Annotated in this window: 16 protein-coding genes; 2 read left to right on the forward strand and 14 right to left on the reverse strand. The window is 66.8% G+C overall.

The window, feature by feature from the left end; genetic code table 11:
* Positions 1-8: 8 nt before the first annotated feature.
* The 10 genes from ACSX1C_RS17560 to choX all read right to left on the reverse strand — a co-directional run bounded on the left by ACSX1C_RS17560 (position 9) and on the right by choX (position 12315).
* The gene (locus tag ACSX1C_RS17560; protein WP_439887217.1) at positions 9-890 is read right to left on the reverse strand and encodes an ABC transporter permease; all 882 of its coding nucleotides are present in this window, start codon (positions 888-890) and stop codon (positions 9-11) included.
* A gap of 1 nt (position 891) precedes the next feature.
* Positions 892-2088: a quaternary amine ABC transporter ATP-binding protein gene (locus ACSX1C_RS17565; protein ID WP_439887218.1), complete on the reverse strand. Its 1197-nt coding sequence runs from the start codon at positions 2086-2088 to the stop codon at positions 892-894.
* Positions 2089-2269: 181 nt separating this feature from the next.
* Positions 2270-3952, reverse strand: coding sequence for a choline dehydrogenase (gene betA, locus ACSX1C_RS17570; protein ID WP_439887219.1), 1683 nt, complete (start codon positions 3950-3952; stop codon positions 2270-2272).
* 106 nt (positions 3953-4058) lie between these two features.
* Positions 4059-5531: a betaine-aldehyde dehydrogenase gene (gene betB / locus ACSX1C_RS17575; protein WP_439887220.1), complete on the reverse strand. Its 1473-nt coding sequence runs from the start codon at positions 5529-5531 to the stop codon at positions 4059-4061.
* A gap of 237 nt (positions 5532-5768) precedes the next feature.
* Complete coding sequence (betI, locus tag ACSX1C_RS17580) at positions 5769-6404, reverse strand: transcriptional regulator BetI (protein WP_439887221.1); 636 nt, start codon at positions 6402-6404, stop codon at positions 5769-5771.
* A gap of 190 nt (positions 6405-6594) precedes the next feature.
* Positions 6595-7446, reverse strand: a complete 852-nt coding sequence (locus ACSX1C_RS17585; protein WP_439887222.1) for a glycine betaine ABC transporter substrate-binding protein — start codon at positions 7444-7446, stop codon at positions 6595-6597.
* A gap of 218 nt (positions 7447-7664) precedes the next feature.
* A complete protein-coding gene (locus ACSX1C_RS17590; RefSeq protein WP_439887223.1) occupies positions 7665-8609 on the reverse strand; it encodes a choline ABC transporter substrate-binding protein in 945 nt (314 codons plus the stop codon).
* Between the two features lie 37 nt (positions 8610-8646).
* Positions 8647-9528: an ABC transporter permease gene (locus tag ACSX1C_RS17595; protein ID WP_439887224.1), complete on the reverse strand. Its 882-nt coding sequence runs from the start codon at positions 9526-9528 to the stop codon at positions 8647-8649.
* 1 nt (position 9529) lies between these two features.
* Entirely contained in the window at positions 9530-10726 is a 1197-nt protein-coding gene (locus ACSX1C_RS17600) for a quaternary amine ABC transporter ATP-binding protein (protein WP_318643960.1), read from the reverse strand.
* A 662-nt stretch (positions 10727-11388) separates the two neighbouring features.
* Positions 11389-12315, reverse strand: coding sequence for a choline ABC transporter substrate-binding protein (choX, locus tag ACSX1C_RS17605; protein ID WP_439887225.1), 927 nt, complete (start codon positions 12313-12315; stop codon positions 11389-11391).
* A 336-nt stretch (positions 12316-12651) separates the two neighbouring features.
* Here choX and ACSX1C_RS17610 point away from each other — a divergent pair, with 336 nt between their 5' ends.
* Both ACSX1C_RS17610 and ACSX1C_RS17615 read left to right on the forward strand, forming a co-directional pair.
* Entirely contained in the window at positions 12652-14031 is a 1380-nt protein-coding gene (locus ACSX1C_RS17610) for an L-serine ammonia-lyase (RefSeq protein WP_439887226.1), read from the forward strand.
* A gap of 472 nt (positions 14032-14503) precedes the next feature.
* On the forward strand, positions 14504-15631 hold the full coding sequence (locus ACSX1C_RS17615) for a GlxA family transcriptional regulator (protein WP_318643957.1): 1128 nt from the start codon (positions 14504-14506) through the stop codon (positions 15629-15631).
* A 55-nt stretch (positions 15632-15686) separates the two neighbouring features.
* Here the strand turns inward: ACSX1C_RS17615 and ACSX1C_RS17620 are convergent, their stop codons facing one another.
* From ACSX1C_RS17620 to dgcB, 4 genes are all read right to left on the reverse strand, one after another.
* On the reverse strand, positions 15687-15935 hold the full coding sequence (locus ACSX1C_RS17620) for a hypothetical protein (RefSeq protein ID WP_439887227.1): 249 nt from the start codon (positions 15933-15935) through the stop codon (positions 15687-15689).
* 77 nt (positions 15936-16012) lie between these two features.
* Positions 16013-16786, reverse strand: coding sequence for an electron transfer flavoprotein subunit beta (gene etfB / locus ACSX1C_RS17625; RefSeq protein WP_439887228.1), 774 nt, complete (start codon positions 16784-16786; stop codon positions 16013-16015).
* 74 nt (positions 16787-16860) lie between these two features.
* On the reverse strand, positions 16861-18084 hold the full coding sequence (gene etfA, locus ACSX1C_RS17630) for an electron transfer flavoprotein subunit alpha (RefSeq protein ID WP_439887229.1): 1224 nt from the start codon (positions 18082-18084) through the stop codon (positions 16861-16863).
* Positions 18084-20045: a dimethylglycine demethylation protein DgcB gene (gene dgcB / locus ACSX1C_RS17635; protein WP_439887230.1), complete on the reverse strand. Its 1962-nt coding sequence runs from the start codon at positions 20043-20045 to the stop codon at positions 18084-18086. The genes etfA and dgcB overlap by 1 nt, the downstream gene beginning before the upstream one ends.
* Between the last annotated feature and the right edge of the window lie 7 nt (positions 20046-20052).

The following is a 20052-nucleotide window of genomic DNA, read 5'->3' on the forward strand; positions in this document are numbered from 1 at the left end:
GTTCAGGTTCACTGGCGCTGGAAGCGCGCGTTCACCCAGCTGATCAGGCCGCCGCGGGGCGCGGTCTGCTTGGTGCCGAAACTCTCGGTGATGCGGTCGAGGATGATGGCCAGCAGCACCACGGCCATGCCGCTCTCGAAGCCTAGCCCGATATCCAGGCGTTGGATGCTCGCCAGCACGTCGTTGCCCAGGCCGCCGGCGCCGACCATGGAGGCGATGATCACCATCGACAGGGCCATCATGATGGTCTGGTTGACCCCGGCCATGATCGAGGGCATGGCGTTGGGCAGCTGCACCTTGAACAGCAGCTGGCGACCGGTGCAGCCGAAGGACTGGCCGGCCTCGACGATCTCCTTGTTGACCTGGCGGATGCCCAGGTTGGTCAGGCGCACGGCCGGCGGCATGGCGAAGATCACCGTGGCGATGATGCCGGGCACGCGGCCGAGGCCGAAGAGCATGGCGGCGGGGATCAGGTAGACGAAGGCCGGCATGGTCTGCATGAAGTCGAGGATCGGCCGGACGATGGTGGCGACGCGCTCGCTGCGGGCGGCCCAGATGCCCAGGGGGATGCCCAGCAGCAGGCTGATCAGGGTGGAGGAGAAGGTCAGGCCGAGGGTGACCACGGTCTGCTCCCAGAAGCCGGTCATGACGATGAGGATGAAGGACACGGCGGTGAAGGCGGCGAAGCGGGCGCCGATGCGCCACAGGCCGAGGCCGACGAAGATGGCGATCAGCAGCCAGGCCGGGGGCAGCATCAGCAGGGTCTCGATGCCCTCGGAGAAGCCGCTGACCACGCTGCCGACGCTGTCGAAGGCGCCGCTGTAGTTGTCCAGCAGGTGCTGGACCACGTCGTTGACCCAGCTGCCCAGGTCGAGTTTCTTGTCGCTCATGTCATTCTCCCTGCAGGCGGTTCAGCAGGCGGCCCTTGCTGATGGCGCCGCTGTAGAAGCCGTTGGCGTCGACCACCGGAATGGGGCCCTCGTTGTCCACCAGGCGCTCGATCACCTGGTCCAGGGGCATGTCCTCCGGCACCGGGACGACGGGTTTGAGCACGTCCTTGCTCAGCTTGATCGAGTTGCCGCCCTCGGTCATCAGGGCGATCTTCTCCAGGCTGATGGAGCCGGTGAAGCGCTTGTCCTGATCGACCACGAAGGCGTAGTGCTTGTCCTGGGCCTGCAACTCCTGGCACACGGTCAGGGCGCAGGGCGCCACGCCGTTGTTCACGTAGACCGGCACGCTGTCGGCCTTGAGCTGGCCGGCGGTGAGGTAGCGGTTGGTGTCGACAGTGTCGAAGAAGTTGCGCACGTAGTCGTTGGCCGGGTTGTCGACCAGCTCCTGGGGGGTGCCGACCTGGATCAGCTTGCCGCCCTCCATGATGCCGATGCGCGAGCCGATGCGCATGGCCTCCTCGATGTCGTGGGAGACGAAGATGATGGTGCGGCGGTGTTCCTTCTGCAGCTCCAGCAGCACGTCCTGCATCTCGCGGCGCTTGAGCGGGTCGAGGGCGGAGAAGGCCTCGTCCATGATCATGATCGAGGGGTCCACGGCCAGGGCGCGGGCCAGGCCGACGCGCTGCTGCATGCCGCCGGAGAGCTGGTTGGGGTACTTGTGGGCGAAGGTGTCCAGGCCGACCTGCTTGAGCACCTCCATGGCGCGCTTCTCGCGTTCCTTGCGGCCGACCCCGGCCACTTCCAGGCCGAAGGCGGCGTTGTCCAGCACGCTGCGCGAGGGCATCAGGGCGAAGGACTGGAAGACCATGCTCATGTCGCGGCGGCGCAGGTCGACCAGCTCGGACTTGGCCATCTTGGCGACGTTCTGGCCGTCGATATAGACATTGCCGGCGGACGGCTCGATGAGGCGGTTGATCAGACGGATCAGGGTGGACTTGCCCGAGCCGGAGAGGCCCATGAGGACGAAGATCTCGCCCTCCTCGACGCTGAACGACACATCGCTGACGCCGATCACCGCGCCTTTCTCGGCGAGTATCTTGTCCTTGCTCCAGCCCTGCTTGAGCAGGTCGATGGCTTCTTCTGGGTTTTGGCCGAAGACCTTGTACAGGTTCTCGACGACGATCTTTCCTGACTGCATTTGGGTTGGGCCCTCTCTTATTAGAATCCAGTTCAGTTAGTTGTAACCCGGCGCGCAAGGCATGGCGGCCGTGAGGTGATATCGATAGTGCGTGCCTGTGTGGGTTGCTGTGACTGTGAGTTCTGGCGGCGCCGCGCGCTCCCCTCGGGAGGCGGCAGCGCCACGGGTGTCCCTTGGGGGGCTAGCGCTGCGCCACGCGGCGCACCGGGGCGCCGCCCGCCACGTAGTAGGGGGCGGTGCTGCGCGGCAGCGGCGTGCGACCGCGGATCCGGTCGGCGATCTTCTCGGCCATCATGATGGTCGGGGCGTTGAGATTGCCGGTGGTGATGATCGGCATGATCGAGGCGTCGACCACCCGCAGGCCTTCCAGGCCGTGCACCCGGCCCTGGCCGTCGACCACCGCCATGTCGTCCTCGCCCATCTTGCAGGAGCAGGAGGGGTGGAAGGCGGTCTCGGCGTGCTGGCGGACGAATTCGTCCAGCTCGGCATCGCTCTTCACGTCGACGCCGGGGCTCAGCTCGCGGCCGCGGTAGGGATCGAGGGCGGCCTGCGCCATGATCTCGCGGGTGATGCGGATGCCGTCGCGGAATTCCTGCCAGTCCTGCTCGGTGGACATGTAGTTGAACAGGATGCTCGGATGCTCGCGCGGGTCCCTGGACTTGAGGTGCACGCGGCCGCGGCTGGGGGAGCGCATGGAGCCGACGTGGGCCTGGAAGCCGTGCTCCTTGACCGCGTTGCTGCCGTTGTAATTGATCGCCACCGGCAGGAAGTGGTACTGGATGTTCGGCCACGCGAATTCTTCGCGGGTGCGGATGAAGCCGCCGGCCTCGAACTGGTTGCTGGCGCCGGTGCCCCGGCCGAGGAACATCCATTCGGCGCCGATCTTCGGCTGGTTCCACCACTGCAGCGCCGGGTACAGGGAAACCGGCTGTTTGCAGGCGTACTGCAGGTACATCTCCAGGTGGTCCTGGAGGTTCTGGCCGACCCCGGGCAGTTCGTGCACCAGGGGGATGTTCAGGTCGCGCAGCAGGGCGCCGGGGCCGACCCCGGAACGCTGGAGGATCTGCGGCGAGGCGATGGCGCCGCTGCACAGCAGCACTTCGCGGCGGGCATGCACGGTCGTCGGGGTGTTGCCGTTGCCCTTGAGGTAGGCGACGCCGATGGCGCGCTTGCCGCTGAACAGGATGCGGTCGGTGAGGGCATGGGTGACGATGGTCAGGTTGGGGCGGCCGCGGGCTTGGTCCAGGTAGCCGCGGGCGGTGCTGGCGCGCCGGCCCCGGGGGGTCACGGTGCGGTCCATCGGGCCGAAGCCTTCCTGCTGGTAGCCGTTGAGGTCGTCGGTGCGCGGGTAGCCGGCCTGCACCCCGGCCTCGAGCATGGCCTGGAACAGCGGGTTGTTGCCGTTTTTAGGAGTCGTTACCGACACAGGGCCGTCGCCGCCGTGATAGGCGTTGGGCCCGATGTCGCGGGTCTCGGCCTTGCGGAAATAGGGCAGGCAGTCCAGGTAGCTCCAGTCCTCCAGGCCCTCGAGCTTGGCCCAGCCGTCGTAGTCCATGGCGTTGCCGCGGATGTAGCACATGCCGTTGATCAGCGAGGAGCCGCCCAGGCCCTTGCCGCGGCCACACTCCATGCGGCGGTTGTTCATGTGCGGCTCGGGTTCGGTCTCGTAGGCCCAGTTGTAGCGCCGGCCTTGCAGGGGAAAGGCCAGGGCGGCGGGCATCTGGGTACGGAAGTCGAGGCGGTGGTCGGGGCCGCCGGCCTCCAGCAGCAGCACGCTGACGTCGGCATCCTCGGTCAGGCGGGTGGCCAGTACGTTGCCGGCCGAGCCGGCGCCGATGATGATGTAGTCGAATTCTTGGGACATGGAACCTTCCTGCGTAGGGTGGACCAGGCGAAGCCCTCAGCCACCGGGGCGGATCTGCAGTTGAGCGGTGGACCAGGCCGGTGCGCGGCCGGTCCACCCGACGGGTTCAGAACACCGAGGCGTACTCGCCCAGCTCCACCTGCACCGACTTGACCTGGGTGTAGTGCTCGAGGGTCGCCACGCCGTTCTCGCGGCCGACGCCGGACTGCTTGTAGCCGCCCACCGGCATTTCCGCCGGCGACTCGCCCCACGCGTTGATCCAGCAGATGCCGGCCTGCAGCTGGTGGATGACCCGGTGGGCACGGGCCAGATCGCGAGTGACCAGGCCGGCGGCCAGGCCGTATTCGGTGTCGTTGGCGCGGCGGATCACTTCCTCTTCGCTGTCGTAGGCGAGGATGCTCATGACCGGGCCGAAGATTTCCTCGCGAACTATGGTCATGGCATCGGTGCAGTCGCTGAACACGGTCGGGGCGACATAGGCCCCCTGGGCGTAGGCGCCCTCGGTCACGCGCTGGCCGCCGCAGAGCAGGCGCGCGCCTTCCTTGCGGCCGGCTTCGATGTAGCTCAGCACGCTTTCCATGTGAGCGAAGCTGACCAGCGGGCCGAAGTTGGTGGCGGCATCTTCCGGGTTGCCCAGGCGGATGCGCTGCACCCGCTCCAGCACCTTGGCCTCGAAACTCGCCTGCAGTTGGCGCGGGATGAACACCCGGGTGCCGTTGGTGCAGACCTGACCGGAGCTGTAGAAGTTGGCCATCATGGCGATGTCGGCGGCGCGGTCGAGGTCGGCGTCGTCGAAGACGATCAGCGGCGACTTGCCGCCCAGCTCCATGGTCACGTCCTTGAGGGTCGAGCCGGAGGCGCTGGCCATGACCTTCTTGCCGGTGCTGGTGCCGCCGGTGAAGGAGATCTTGGCGATGCCCGGGTGCTCGGTGAGCCACTGGCCGACTTCGCGGCCGCTGCCGGTGAGCACGTTGAACACGCCGTCCGGCAGGCCGGCCTCGGTGTAGATCTCGGCCAGCTTGAGCACCGACAGCGGGGTCACCTCGCTGGGCTTGAAGATCATCGCGTTGCCGGCGGCCAGGGCCGGGGCGGATTTCCACAGGGCGATCTGGATCGGGTAGTTCCAGGCGCCGATGCCGGCGACCACGCCCAGGGGCTCGCGGCGGGTGTAGACGAAGGACGACTCGCGCAGCGGAATCTGCTGGCCTTCCAGGGCCGGGATCAGGCCGGCGTAGTACTCCAGCACGTCGGCGCCGGTGACGATGTCCACCGCCTGGGTCTCCGACAGCGGCTTGCCGGTGTCGAGGGTCTCCAGCAGGGCCAGCTCGTCGTTGCGCGCGCGGAGAATATCCACCGCCTTGCGCAGGATGCGCGAGCGCTGCATGGCGGTCATCGCCGCCCAGACCTTCTGCCCCTCGGTCGCACTGGCGACGGCGCGCTCGACGTCGTCCTTGCCGGCGCGCTGCACCTGGGCCAGCACCTCGCCGTTGGCCGGATTGACGGTTTCGAAGCGGGTGCCGCTGCTCGAGTCGACGTAGCGACCTCCGATATAGAGTTTCTGTTCGTCGAATCGGGCCATGGCGGAATCCTCTTTGATGATCGTTTACGCAAAGCGGGCGGTCTTTCTGCGCCCCGACCGGCTTGGCCGGTCGTGAAGGTGGAAGCCAGACTAGGTTATTTTTATTGAATGTTCAATCAATAAAAATATTCGGGAACGACAAGGCCTGCGCCGAATGCGACGACGCAGGTCATCTCGATGGCCGAAGAGCGGCGGGTTGGCGGCGGCAGCACGCCCGTGCTGGACGGGCTGGAGAGATCAGCGCGCGGTGGCGTCGAGGGTGCGCTCGCGCGGGGCTGTCGTGCGCTCGGCCTTGGCCAGTTGCAGGTCGAGGTAGTCGTAGGCGATCTGCACGGCCTGCTGGGTGTCGAAGGCACCGCCGGACAGGGCGCCGCGCAGCCACAGACCGTCGATCAGCGCGGCCAGGCCGCGAGCGGCGGCACGGGACTGTTGCTGCGGCAGGGCGCGCAGGAACTGGCCGCACAGGTTGGAGTACAGGCGATGGTCGTTGATCCGCTGCAGGCGGCGCAGGGCGGGGTGGTGCATGCTGGCGGCCCAGAAGGCCAGCCAGGTCTTCATGGCCGGGCCGTTGACCTGGCTGGCGTCGAAGTTGCTGTCGATGATCGCCCGCAGCTGGGCGCGCGGGCTGTCTTCCTCGAGCGCCGCGCGGCGCGCGCGCGAGGCCTGGCTCAGGGCCTGCATCAGGTGGCGCATGGTCGCGGCGAGCAGGCCGTTCTTGTCCTGGAAGTAGTGGCTGATGATGCCGTTCGATACGCCGGCCAGGCGGGCGATATAGGCGATGCTGGCCTCGCTCATGCCGACCTGGTCGACGGCTTCGAGGGTGGCGGCGATCAGCTGCGAGCGACGGATTGGCTGCATTCCAACCTTGGGCATCGGTGTCTCCAACGATTGGCGGTTCCCGGGATTGGGCGCAGTCTAGGGCGGTTTTTATTGGCCGATCAATCAATTATGCCGTTCGCGCGGCGAGTTGTCGGTGCGGGGCATGCCCGGGACGGCGCTCGGTCGTGGTCCCGGACACGAGAAAGCGGGCCGTAGCCCGCTTTCTGTTGGTGCCGGAGAGGGCTTATTTCAGCCAGCTGTCGACCCGCTCGGGGTTCTTGGCGACCCAGTCCTTGGCCGCGTCTTCCGGCTTGGCGCCGTCGCGGATGGCCAGCATCACCGAACCGATCTCCTCGCTGGTCCAGGAGAACTTCTTGAGGAAGGCCACGGCTTCCGGAGCCTTGGTGTTCAGGCTGGGATGGACCACGGTGTCGACGCGCTCGGCGTCGCCATAGACCCCTTTCGGGTCTTCGAGGAAGCGCAGCTTCCACTTGGCGAACATCCAGTGCGGTACCCAGCCGGGCACCACGATGGCTTCGTTCTTCTTGATGGCGCGGGCCAGGGCGGTGGCCATGGCCGGGCCGGAGCTGGGCATCAGCTTGAAGTCGAGGCCGTACTTCTCGACGGCTTCCTCGGTGCGGCGCATCACGCCGGCGCCGGCGTCGATACCGGTGATCTTGCCGCCGTAGGCGTCCTTGGTCTTGTTCAGCTCATCGATGCTCTTGGCTTCGACGTAGTCGGGTACCACCAGGCCGATCTTGGCATCGTTGTAGTTGGTGCCGAGGATCTCGATCTTGTCTTGAACCTTGGTCAGGTACTCGCCGTGGGTGACCGGCAGCCAGGCGGAGAGCAGGCCGTCGATATCGCCGCGGCCGACGCCCTGCCACATGATGGCGGGTTCGAGGGGCTTGAGCTCGACATCGTAGCCGAGCTTGCTTTCCAGGACTTCGGCGGCGAGGTAGCTGGTGGCGACGCTATCGTCCCAGCCGTTGACGAAACCGAAGGTCAGGGTGGGTTTGTCCGCGGCCATGGCAGTGGTCATGCCGAGCGCCAGGGCGGCGGCGAGGCCTTGGGTAAGGGTCTTGAGTTTGCGCATAGGTGTAACTCCGTCAGGGTGAGTTGCAGTTCTTGTTGGTGTTACTGGCTCGTTCTGAGTACGGGTACTGCGCCGGCCGGACTGCACTGGCAGGACGGCTGGTACGCGAGCCGCGAGGCGAATCGCTGGCTCTAGGGGGGTTGCAGGCAAGCGGCGGATGGCGCCGCGGTTTGCCCTGGCCCGCCCGGTGGTCGAGCGGGTCAGGTTCCTTCGGCCGGTTAGAGGCCGACGTGTTTCTTCACGGCGGCGATGCCGTCCTGGCCGTCGTAGGTGGTGACCCCGGCCAGCCACTTGTCGAGCATCTGCGGGTTGGCCTTGATCCAGTTCTTCGCGACCTCGGCCGGGTCCTGTTTCTCCAGCACCTTCTCCATCAGCTGGCTCTCGATCTCGACGCTGAACTGCAGGTTGTTCAGCAGCTTGCCGACGTTGGCGCAGCGGGCCTCGTAGTCCGGTGGTACCACGGTGTAGACCTTGGCGGCGCCGAAGTCCGGGCCGAACACCTCATCGCCACCGGACAGGTAGGTGATGTCGTACTGGGTGTTCATCGGGTGCGGGGCCCAGCCGAGGAACACCACCGGCTCCTTCTTCTTCACCGCGCGCTGCACCTGGACCAGCATGCCGGCCTCGCTGGACTCGACCATGCGGAAGCCGCCGAGACCGAACTGGTCGCCCTTGATCATCTGCTCGATCAGCAGGTTGCCGTCGTTGCCCGGCTCGATGCCGTAGATCTTGCCGCCGAGCTGGTCCTTGAACTTGGCGATGTCCTGGAAGCTCTTGAGGCCGGCTTCGGCGGCGTAGGTCGGCACCGCCAGGGTGTACTTGGCGCCTTCCAGGTTGGGCGTGGGTAGCACCTTGACGCCGCCGTCCTTGGTGAAGGGCTCGATCACCGCATCCATCGAGGGGGCCCAGTAGCCGAGGAAGACGTCGATCTGGTTGTTCTTCACCCCGGTGAAGGCGATGGGCACCGAGGCCAGGATCTTGCTCGGCTTGTAGCCCAGACCCTCGCTCAGGGTCATGGCCACGCCGGTGGTGGCGGCGATGTCGGCCCAGCCGATCTCGGCGAAACGCACCTGCTTGCAGCTTTCCGGCTCCTGGGCCCAGGCCGCTTGGGCCATGACGCAAGATAGAAGGCCGAGGCCGGCGATGCTCTGCAACTTCTTCATTAATGACTCCCTGTATGAATGGAAAAAGGTGAGGCGCTCACTGACGCTGGAAGCGCGCGTTCACCCAGCTGATCAGGCTGCTGCGTGGCGCGGTCTGCTTGGTGCCGAAACTCTCGGTGATGCGGTCGAGGATGATGGCCAGCAGCACCACGGCCATGCCGCTCTCGAAGCCTAGTCCGATATCCAGGCGTTGGATGCTCGCCAGCACGTCGTTGCCCAGGCCGCCGGCGCCGACCATGGAGGCGATGATCACCATCGACAGGGCCATCATGATGGTCTGGTTGACCCCGGCCATGATCGAGGGCATGGCGTTGGGCAGCTGCACCTTGAACAGCAGTTGGCGACCGGTGCAGCCGAAGGACTGGCCGGCCTCGACGATCTCCTTGTTGACCTGGCGGATGCCCAGGTTGGTCAGGCGCACGGCCGGCGGCATGGCGAAGATCACCGTGGCGATGATGCCGGGCACGCGGCCGAGGCCGAAGAGCATGGCGGCGGGGATCAGGTAGACGAAGGCCGGCATGGTCTGCATGAAGTCGAGGATCGGCCGGACGATGGTGGCGACGCGCTCGCTGCGGGCGGCCCAGATGCCCAGGGGGATGCCCAGCAGCAGGCTGATCAGGGTGGAGGAGAAGGTCAGGCCGAGGGTGACCACGGTCTGCTCCCAGAAGCCGGTCATGACGATGAGGATGAAGGACACGGCGGTGAAGGCGGCGAAGCGGGCGCCGATGCGCCACAGGCCGAGGCCGACGAAGATGGCGATCAGCAGCCAGGCCGGGGGCAGCATCAGCAGGGTCTCGATGCCCTCGGAGAAGCCGCTGACCACGCTGCCGACGCTGTCGAAGGCGCCGCTGTAGTTGTCCAGCAGGTGCTGGACCACGTCGTTGACCCAGCTGCCCAGGTCGAGTTTCTTGTCGCTCATGTCATTCTCCCTGCAGGCGGTTCAGCAGGCGGCCCTTGCTGATGGCGCCGCTGTAGAAGCCGTTGGCGTCGACCACCGGAATGGGACCCTCGTTGTCCACCAGGCGCTCGATCACCTGGTCCAGGGGCATGTCCTCCGGCACCGGGTCGATGCGTTTGAGTACGTTCAGGTCCAGGTCGCACTGGCTGTTGCCGTCGACCATCAGGGCGATCTTCTCCAGGCTGATGGAGCCGCAGAAGCGCTTCTCGCCGTCGACGATGAAGGCGTAGTGCTTGTCCTGGGCCTGTAGCTCCTGACACACCTGGTTGGCGCTGGGGGCGATGCCGTTGTGCACGTAGAGCGGCACGCTGTCGGCCTTGAGCTGGCCGGCGGTGAGGTAGCGGTTGGTGTCGACGGTGTCGAAGAAGTTGCGCACGTAGTCGTTGGCCGGGTTGTCGACCAGCTCCTGGGGGGTGCCGACCTGGATCAGCTTGCCGCCTTCCATGATGCCGATGCGCGAGCCGATGCGCATGGCCTCCTCGATGTCGTGGGAGACGAAGATGATGGTGCGGCGGTGGGTCTTCTGCAGCTCCAGCAGCACATCCTGCATCTCGCGGCGCTTGAGCGGGTCGAGGGCGGAGAAGGCCTCGTCCATGATCATCATCGAGGGGTCCACGGCCAGGGCGCGGGCCAGGCCGACGCGCTGCTGCATGCCGCCGGACAGTTCGTGGGGATACTTGTGGGCGAAGGTGTCCAGGCCGACCTGGGCGAGCACGTCCATGGCGCGCTTCTCGCGTTCCTTGCGGCCGACCCCGGCCACTTCCAGGCCGAAGGCGGCGTTGTCCAGCACGCTGCGCGAGGGCATCAGGGCGAAGGACTGGAAGACCATGCTCATGTCGCGGCGGCGCAGGTCGACCAGCTCGGACTTGGCCATCTTGGCGACGTTCTGGCCGTCGATGTAGACGTCACCGGCACTGGGTTCGATGAGGCGGTTGATCAGGCGGATCAGGGTGGACTTGCCCGAGCCGGAGAGGCCCATGAGGACGAAGATCTCGCCCTCCTCGACGCTGAACGACACATCGCTGACGCCGATCACCGCGCCTTTCTCGGCGAGGATCTTGTCCTTGCTCCAGCCCTGCTTGAGCAGGTCGATGGCTTCTTGGGGTTGCTGGCCGAAGACCTTGTACAGGTTCTCGACGACGATCTTTCCAGACTTCATGGGAGGTTTCCCCTTCAGTAGACATCCAGACCAGCTACATGGAACCCGATGAGCGCCCTCGGGCGATTCGTCAGGTGATGCCGACTGTTCTTGCCTGTGTGGGTGGTCATGATTTCCGGGTTTGGGCAACATTCTGCAGGGCGTCGCGCGGGACACTCGGACACAGTCGGGGTGCTGCGCCACCTGCCATATCGGCCGTGGGCGCTGATCGCCTGTGTCGATGAATGATCCTTGCTGTGCCGTGCTGCAAACTGCTTTCCAAACCCTCTGGCAGTGTTACGAAGCCCAATCCTTTGGGGGATCACACCTCTAATCGAGATGTACGTACGTCCGAATTTTCTTGTTGGGCCGGCGCCCAAGTGGGGGAGCCAGCGCTTATCTGTTTTCGGTCCGGAGCTGTGGGACTCCGGTCTACCGACTCCCGAAGGAGGCGGCAGCGACGAGATCGGCTGACTCAACGATATAGGCTTCGAAAGGCCGCAATTGTCGGTTTGCGACGTCGACGTGTTGGGCGACGACATGGCGGCTACCTAAAAAAACCATAACAGATTATAGGCCGCCTTGGCCAAGACGGCCGGCCGCGCGAGGCTCGTTCTAAAGCCTCGCGCAGGGGTTCAGGGGGCATGTGCCGGGGGCTGCGGCGGATTCGCCGCAGGGGAAATTTATGGCCTTTGGCCGCTATCCAGCGGGCTGCCGTCGCGCTTGGTGACGCCCTGCAGCCACTGGGCGCGGGTCTGCGGATTGGCTTTCAACCAGGCCTTGGCTTCGCGCCTCGGGGTGGTGTTCTGGTTGAGAATGGCTTCCATCAGGTCGTTTTCCATCTGCAGGCTGAAACGCAGGTTCTTCAGCAGCCGGCCGAGGTTCGGACACTGGCTGGCGTAGCCCTTGCGCACCGCGGTATAGACGGTGGCACCGCCCAGGTTGGGGCCGAAGTAGTCGTCGCCGCCGGGCAGGTAGTTCATCTTCAGCTGGTTGTTCATTGGGTGCGGCTCCCAGCCGAGGAACACCGCCGCTTTGCCGAGGTGGTCGGCGCGTTTGACGTGCAGGATCATGTCCGATTCGCTGGACTCCACCAGCTTGAAGTCGCTGAGATCGAAGGCATTCTTCTCGATCATCTGCTGGATCGTCTTGTTGGCGCTGTTGCCCGGCTCGATGCCGTGGATCTTGCCGCCCAGGGCCTTCTTGAACTTGGCGATGTCCTCGAAGCTCCTGATCCCGGCGTCGTAGCCGGTCTGGTTGACCGCCAGGGTGTACTTGGCGCCTTCCAGGTTGACCGCGATCAGCTCGATCGAGCCGTCATCCAGATAGGGGCGTATGCCCTTTTCCGAGCTGGGCATCCACAGGTCGAGGAACACATCGAGGTCATTGTTGCGCAGGGCGTCGTAGGTCTCGGGCACCGACAGGCGTTTGACCTGGGTGCGATAGCCCAGTTCGCTGAGCAGCAGGCGGGTGACGGCGTTGGTGGTGATCAGGTCGGTCCAGCCGACGTCGGCCAGGCGGACACGATCGCAGGCGGCGGGGTCCGCCGCCTGGGCCAGCAATGGGGTGCTCAGCAATGCTGCCAATAGATAGCTTCTGTAGCGTTTCATGGGCGCTTCCAAGTAACCGATGACGGGCTCCCTGCCGCTCCGGCACGGGGCGTGTGGCCCTGGGCGAGGCGGGGCGGCCGGCGCAGGGGGCGCCTGGATCATGGCGCCAGAGCCGGACTATTGCCTACGCGCGAGGTCGCGTACGGAACGCTTTTGTCGCATTTCGTGCCGCCTGTGCGGAAAAAGTGTCAGCTGGGTCACGAAAGCCCGTGGGGGTGTTCGACGAACGCGCCGCCCACTGACGGATTTGGACATGGACGAGTCGGTGTGGGACTCCGGCCTGCCCGGGAAATCTCGATGATGGCGCCATTGCAGGACCCAGTTCAGGAGATTGTCGTGGCTATTAGTGTGTTCGACCTGTTCAAGATCGGTATCGGGCCGTCCAGCTCCCATACCGTTGGCCCCATGCGTGCCGCGGCCCTGTTCGTCGGCGCCCTGCGCGAGCGTCATATGCTCGAGCGCGTCGGCCGTGTCGAGGTGCGTCTGTACGGCTCGCTGTCGGCCACCGGCGTCGGCCACGGCAGCGACACCGCGGTGATCATGGGCCTGATGGGCGAGTGGCCCGACAGCATCGACCCGAGCCAGATCGCCCCGCGCATCGAGGCGCTGCGCGAGAGTGGCCAGCTGCAGCTGGACGGTCGCCTGGCGGTGGCCTTCGACTGGCAGCGCGACATGCTGCTGCTGGAGGAGAACCTGCCCTACCACCCCAATGCCATGACCCTGGTCGCTTTCGCCGACGACGGTCATGAGCTGCACAGCGACACCTACTACTCGATCGGCGGCGGCTTCGTGGTCGATGCCGAGCAGGCCGCCGCCGGCCAGCTGGATCAGGACAGCACCCGGCTGCCCTACGATTTCTCCAGCGCCGCCGAGCTGCTGAGCCTGTGCAAGCAGCACGGCCTGCGCGTGTCCCAGCTGATGATGGAGAACGAGAAAGCCTGGCGCAGCGAGGCGGAGATCCGCGCCGGCCTGATGCGCCTGTGGCAGGCCATGCGCGACTGCGTGGACAACGGCCTGAAGCAGGAAGGCATCCTGCCCGGCGGCCTCAACGTCAAGCGCCGCGCCGCCAAGCTGCACCGCAGCCTGCAGGAGATGAGCAAGCCCAACGTGATCGGCTCGACCCTGAGCGGCATGGAGTGGGTCAACCTGTTCGCCCTGGCGGTGAACGAGGAGAACGCCGCCGGCGGACGCATGGTGACCGCGCCGACCAACGGCGCGGCGGGGATCATCCCGGCGGTGCTGCACTACTACGTGCGCTTCAGCCCGGCGGTGAGCGAGGCCGACGTGGTCGACTACCTGCTGGCGGCCGCCGCCGTGGGCATCCTGTGCAAGAAGAACGCCTCGATCTCCGGCGCCGAAGTGGGCTGCCAGGGCGAGGTCGGTTCGGCCTGCGCCATGGCCGCCGCGGGCCTGGCGGAGATCCTCGGCGCGACCCCGGAGCAGCTGGAGAACGCCGCCGAGATCGGCCTGGAGCACAACCTGGGGCTGACCTGCGACCCGGTCGGCGGCCTGGTCCAGGTGCCGTGCATCGAGCGCAACGCCATCGCCGCGGTGAAGGCGATCAACGCCGCGCAGATGGCCCTGCGCGGCGACGGCGAGCACTTCATCTCGCTCGACCGGGTGATCCGCACCATGCGCGATACCGGTGCCGACATGCACGACAAGTACAAGGAAACCTCGCGCGGCGGCCTGGCGGTCAGCGCGGTCGAGTGTTGAGGTGCCGGCCACTCCGGCCCGGGCTTTACTTGGGGGCGTGGCGCGATGCTGCCCGTCCCTTTTTTGCCAGGCGGGCTCTGTGCCCTGCACTCCTGCGGTGCGGGGCGCGGGTCGGCCAGGTGGCACCCTGGGTCTGACCCATCGGTCAGATGGCGTGCCACTGGTCGGCTAGCGGTGTTACCCCCACGAATGCTGGGGTGACAACTTCCCGCTTCGGCGGTGCTACCGAAATGCTCAAACGCCCGGAAAAGTGGCGTTTCACGTCGCAAATAGAATCGTTCTGTCGCTCCCGAGAAGGCCGCATGGCACGTAGATTGGATGTTTCATTTTTAATTGAACAGCCAATTTAGATTAGGCACGGCGTTTGCTTCGTGATGCAAACCGGTCCGGGGTTGTCTTAACTTCCGGAAGAACAAGATGAAGAGCCTCGCCACGAAGGCTCCACTACGTGCTTAGCGTGAGGGTTTCACTGATGTCGCAGTCCACTCCAGGGGCCCAGCCCCAGAACCGTGTTCCGCAGTCCATTGGCTTCCTGTTGCTGGACAACTTCACCCTGATTTCCCTGGCTTCGGCCGTGGAACCTCTGCGCATGGCCAACCAGCTCTCCGGCAATGAGCTGTATCGCTGGTACACCCTGACCCAGAGCGGCCTGCCGGTGAGCGCCAGCGATGGCCTGCAGATCACCCCCGATGCCGGCCTGGACAATGCGCCGGCCCTGGATACGGTGATCGTCTGCGGCGGCGTCGACATCCAGCACAGCGTCACCCGCGAGCACCTGCACTGGCTGCAGGTCCAGGCCCGTCATGGCCGCCAGCTGGGCGGCGTGTGCACCGGCAGCTGGGCGCTGGCCAAGGCCGGCCTGCTCGACGGCTTCGACTGCAGCGTGCACTGGGAATTCCTCGCGGCGATGCAGGAGGCCTTCCCCCGGGCGGCCATCACCACCCGCCTGTTCTCCATCGACCGCAGCCGCTACACCTCGTCCGGCGGCACCGCGCCGATGGACATGATGTTGCACCTGATCGGCCGCGAGCACGGTCGCGAGCTGGCGGCGGCGATCTCCGAGATGTTCATCTACGAGCGTATCCGCAACGAGCAGGATCATCAGCGCGTGCCGCTCAAGCACATGCTCGGCACCAACCAGCCGAAGTTGCAGGAAATCGTCGCGCTGATGGAGGCCAATCTGGAGGAGCCGATCGACCTCGACGAGCTGGCCTGCTACGTCGACGTATCGCGCCGCCAGCTCGAGCGCCTGTTCCAGAAGTACCTGCACTGCTCGCCGTCGCGCTACTACCTCAAATTGCGCCTGATCCGCGCGCGCCAGCTGCTCAAGCAGACCTCGATGTCGATCATCGAGGTGGCCTCGGTGTGCGGCTTCGTCTCCACCCCGCACTTCTCCAAGTGCTACCGCGAGTACTTCGGCATCCCGCCGCGCGACGAGCGCGCGGGGCAGACCTCCACCAGCGTGGTGGGCCTGGTGCCGATGCCGGAAGACCTGCTGCGGCCGTCCACCTCCACGTCCACGGCGATGACCGCGCTGAGTCGCGCCCAGGGCGAGTCGACCTTCGCCAGCGTCAAGCTCTATCCACATCGCCAGCAATGACCGGGCAATGAAAAAGGGGCGCTTATAGCGCCCCTTTTTCATTGCCGCTAAAAGCCTATCCGCGAGGCGCCAGGGCCGGCAACAGGTGCCGGGAAATCGCCTCGCGCACGGTCGGCAGCAGGGTGGCGTTGCCGCCCAGCAGCTCCTCGACCAGTCGGCGCAGGGCCAGGGCGCGATCCGGGCTGAGGCCCTGCACCGCGTATTCGCAGGCCTGCTCGGCGCTGACGCCGGGGGGAATGGACAGGCCCAGGGCCACCAGGCGGTCGCGGAAGTCCTCTTGGTCGATCAGGTCGGCGTGCATCATGGTCCGGTTTCTCCCTCAATTGGCGAGGCAGGACGGGCCGTGCCGCGGCATGGCCCCCTGCGCATCGGTGGCTGAGACTAGCGCAGCACACCCTCTTCGATCAGTAGCTTGAAGATAGCCTCCGCGCCTTCCTGTGGCGAGACATCTTTGAGCACCTGACCGCCGCCGCCGGAGGCCTTGGCGGTGGCCGCCTTCATCCGCTCGGCACCGGTCTTGGCCTTGATCACCTTGAGGCGCTTGGGGCGCGGACGGGCCGGTTGCAGCTGGGCCTCGGCCAGCAGCCCGTCCTCGACCACGGCCACGTCTTCGGCACGCAATTGGCCGCGGCGAGCCGGGCCGAAGGCACTCTGGCGAGCGGTCGGCGCGGCATTGTCGACGCTGGCGAGGAACGGCAGGCGTACCCGCAGGCGGCGGCGCTGGCCGCGGGGCAGGGCCTGCAGCACCTGGGCCACGCCGTTCTCCACCTTCTCCACCTCGGCCAGGCCGACCACCAGGGGCCAGCCCAGGCGCTCGGCCAGGAGGAAGGGCAGCATGCCCGAACCTTCGCCGGTTTCCGCCTGGCTGCCGGTCAGCACCAGCTGGGCGCCGGCCTCCTGCAGGTAGCGGGTCAGCGCCGGCAGGGCGTCGGCCTGCTTGGGTTGCTCGAGTACCGCCATCTCCGCCAGGCCCATGCCCAGGTAGGCACGCAGGGCCTCCTCCTGGGGATCGCCGGCGTGCAGCACCTGCAGCTTGTCGCCGGCCAGGCGCAGGCCCAGTTCGACGGCGCGCGAATCCTGTTCGGCGCGCCGGGCGCGGCCGGAGGTCGGGTGGGCGCCGACCGAGACCAGGGTGATGATGTTCAAGTCAGTCATGGCTCACCCGTAGCCCGGAATGCATCCGGGAAAAAGTTGCGAACGGCCCGGAAGCGATCCGGGCGCCGAGAGCATCAGGCCGCATCACGGGCACCTCCCTGGCGATAGGCGCTGACCTTGTCCATCAGTGCCGCAAGGATCTGCGCCGAGTCGCCGATCACCGACAGGTCGGCACGCTTGATCATGTCGCAGCCCGGGTCCATGTTCACCGCCACCACCTTGTCGCAGGCGCCGATGCCCTGCAGGTGCTGGATGGCGCCGGAGATGCCGACCGCCAGGTAGACCCGTGCGGTGACCCAGGTACCGGTGGCGCCGACCTGGCGGTCGCGCGGCATGAAGCCGTCGTCCACCGCCACCCGCGAGGCGCCCTCGGTGGCGCCGAGGATCTGGGCGGCCTGGTGGAACTGCTGCCAGTCCTTGACCCCGTTGCCGCCGGAGAGGATGAACTCGGCCTCGGCCATGGGGATCAGGGCCGGGTCCACGGCCACCGCGCCGAGGTCCTCGATGCGCGGCAGGCTGTGGGCGATCTGGCTTTCCAGCGCCAGCGGGCGCACCTCGTGGCGGGTGTCGCCGACCGGCTCGGCACATTCGGCGGCGGCCAGGATCAGCCGCGGGGCCTGGCGGGCCAGGTCCTGCTGGCCGGCACCGGCGCGGCCGATGCACTGGCCGTCGGCGACCTGCCAGACGCGGGTGGCCGGACGCTCGCCGAGCTTGGCGGCCAGGCGCCGACCCAACTCGCCGCCACCGGTGCGGCTGTCGGGCAGCAGCCAGTGGCGCGGCGCCAGCTGGCTTTCCACGGCGCTGAGGGCCAGCACGCGCTGTTCCGGGGCGTAGCCGTCGAAGGCCTCGCCGTCGATCTGCAGCAGGCGGTCGACGCCGGCGGTGTCGAAGGCGCTCTCCTTATGCTCGCCGAACACCACGGCCAGCACCGCACCGCCGTCGGCGGCCAGCTTGTGGGCCAGGCCGAGCAGGTCCTTGTCGTGGGCCGACAGGCGGCCGCCGACCATGTCCGGGACCACGGCGATGTAGAACGCCGGCTGCTCGACCAGGTGCAACGGCAGCTGCACCGCGGCCGCGGCCGCCGTGCGCTTCTGGCCGCCGCCCTGCTGGGCGCCGGAGCGGTCGATGCGCTTGATGCCGTTGGGGCCGATGAAGCCGACCGCGTGGGGGTTCTTGCGGATGACGCCGTTGGGTCCCATCCAGCTGGTCTGCGCCACCTGCATGGCCGCGTGCAGCGGGTGCAGGCGGTTGCGGGCGATCCATTCGGCGCGGGGATCGCGGCGGATAATGTCGCTCATCAGTGCACCTCCAGGGCTTCAGGCTTGGTGGGCGCCGGCTTCTTCGCCGGGGCGGGGGCCTCCAGCAGCACGTCGGCGACCAGTTCGGCGATGTCCTTGATCTCCGGGCGCGGCGCGACCACGCCTTCGAGCATCGCGGTGCACTGCGGACAGCCCACGGCGACCAGTTCGGCGCCGGTTTCCTTGATGTCGACCATGCGCATGTCGGGAATCCGCTGCTTGCCGGGGATGTCGGTGATCGGCGCGCCGCCGCCGCCGCCGCAGCAACGCGAGCGGAAGCCGGAGCGTTCCATTTCCTTCACTTCGATGCCGATGGCCTTGAGTACGCTGCGCGGCGCCTCGTACTCGCCGTTGTAGCGGCCCAGGTAGCAGGGGTCGTGGTAGGTGACGCTGCCGCCCTTGTGGGTACCGAGATTCAATTTCTGCGAGGCAATCAGTTCGTCCATATAGGTGCTGTGGTGCAGGACTTCGTAATGGCCGCCGAGGGCGCCGTACTCGTTCTTCAGCACGTGGAAGCTGTGCGGGTCGCAGGTGACGATCTTCTTGAAGCGGTACTGGCTCATGGTGGCGATGTTGCGCTTGGCCAGGGTCTGGAAGGTCGCCTCGTCGCCCAGGCGCCGGGCCACGTCGCCGCTGTCGCGCTCTTCCAGGCCGAGCACGGCGAAGTCGACGTCGGCGGCCTTGAGCACCTTGACGAAGGCGCGCAGGGTGCGCTGGTTGCGCATGTCGAAGGCGCCATCACCGACCCAGAACAGCACCTCGGCTTCCTTCTTCTCGCTCATCAGCGCCAGGTTGAGGTCCGCCGCCCAGTTCAGGCGGCCGCCCGGGGCGAAGCCGCCGGGGTTGTCGGTGGCGATCAGGTTGTCCAGCACCTCGGCGCCCTTGTTCGGGGTCGCGCCCTTCTCCAGGGTCAGGTGGCGGCGCATGTCGACGATGGCGTCGACGTGCTCGATCATCATCGGGCACTCCTCGACGCAGGCCCGGCAGGTGGTGCAGGACCACAGGGTGTCGGCCTCCACCAGGCCCTTGCCGCCCTGGACCACGATCGGCTGGTGCGGGCCGCCGCCGTGCTCACCCAGCGGGATGCCCGGGTAGGGGCTGCCGGCGAACTTGGCGTCGTTGCCGCCGGCCAGGCCGATGACCATGTCCTGGATCAGCTTCTTCGGGTTCAGCGGCTGGCCGGCGGCGAAGGCCGGGCACATGGCCTCGCACTTGCCGCACTGCACGCAGGCGTCGAAACCGAGCAGCTGGTTCCAGGTGAAGTCGGTGGGTTTTTCCACGCCCAGGGGCGCGGACACGTCGTCCAGGTTCAGCGCCTTGAGGCCGCTCGAGCGGCCGCCGCCGAAGCGCTCGGCGCGGCGGTGCCAGGCCAGGTGCAGGGCGCCGGCGAAGGCGTGCTTCATCGGCCCGCCCCAGGTCATGCCGAAGAACAGCTCGGACACGCCCCAGGCCACGCCGACCGCGAGGATGACGGCCAGGACCCAGCCGCCGAAGTCGGCCGGCAGGATGCCCGCGACGGGGAGCGTCGCGATAAAGAAGCTCACCGAGAACATCAGCAGGCTCTTCGGCAGGCGGTTCCACGGGCCCTTGGACAGGCGCGCCGGGGGATTCTTGCGGCGCTTGGCGACGAACAGCGCACCGACGAACATCAGCACCGTGGCGGCCAGCAGGGCGAAGCCGAGAATCCGGTTGTGCAGGCCGAAACCGTGCACCAGGATCGCCAGCACGGCGGCCAGGACGAAGCCGCCGGCGGTGGCCACGTGGGTCTTGGACATGTACTTGTCGCGCTCGACCACGTGGTGCAGGTCGACCAGGTAGCGGCGCGGCATGGCCAGCAGGCCGCCGATCCAGTCGACCTGGGCCGGCTTGCCGCGGCGCCACATCAGGAAGCGCTTGGCGGCGCCGAGCACGGCCAGGGCCAGGGCGGCGAACAGCAGAATGGGGAGAAGGGTGTTCAACATCATCGGG

The sequence above is a fragment of the Pseudomonas sp. MBLB4123 genome, from assembly GCF_051904775.1.
Lineage (GTDB): Bacteria > Pseudomonadota > Gammaproteobacteria > Pseudomonadales > Pseudomonadaceae > Aquipseudomonas > Aquipseudomonas benzenivorans_B.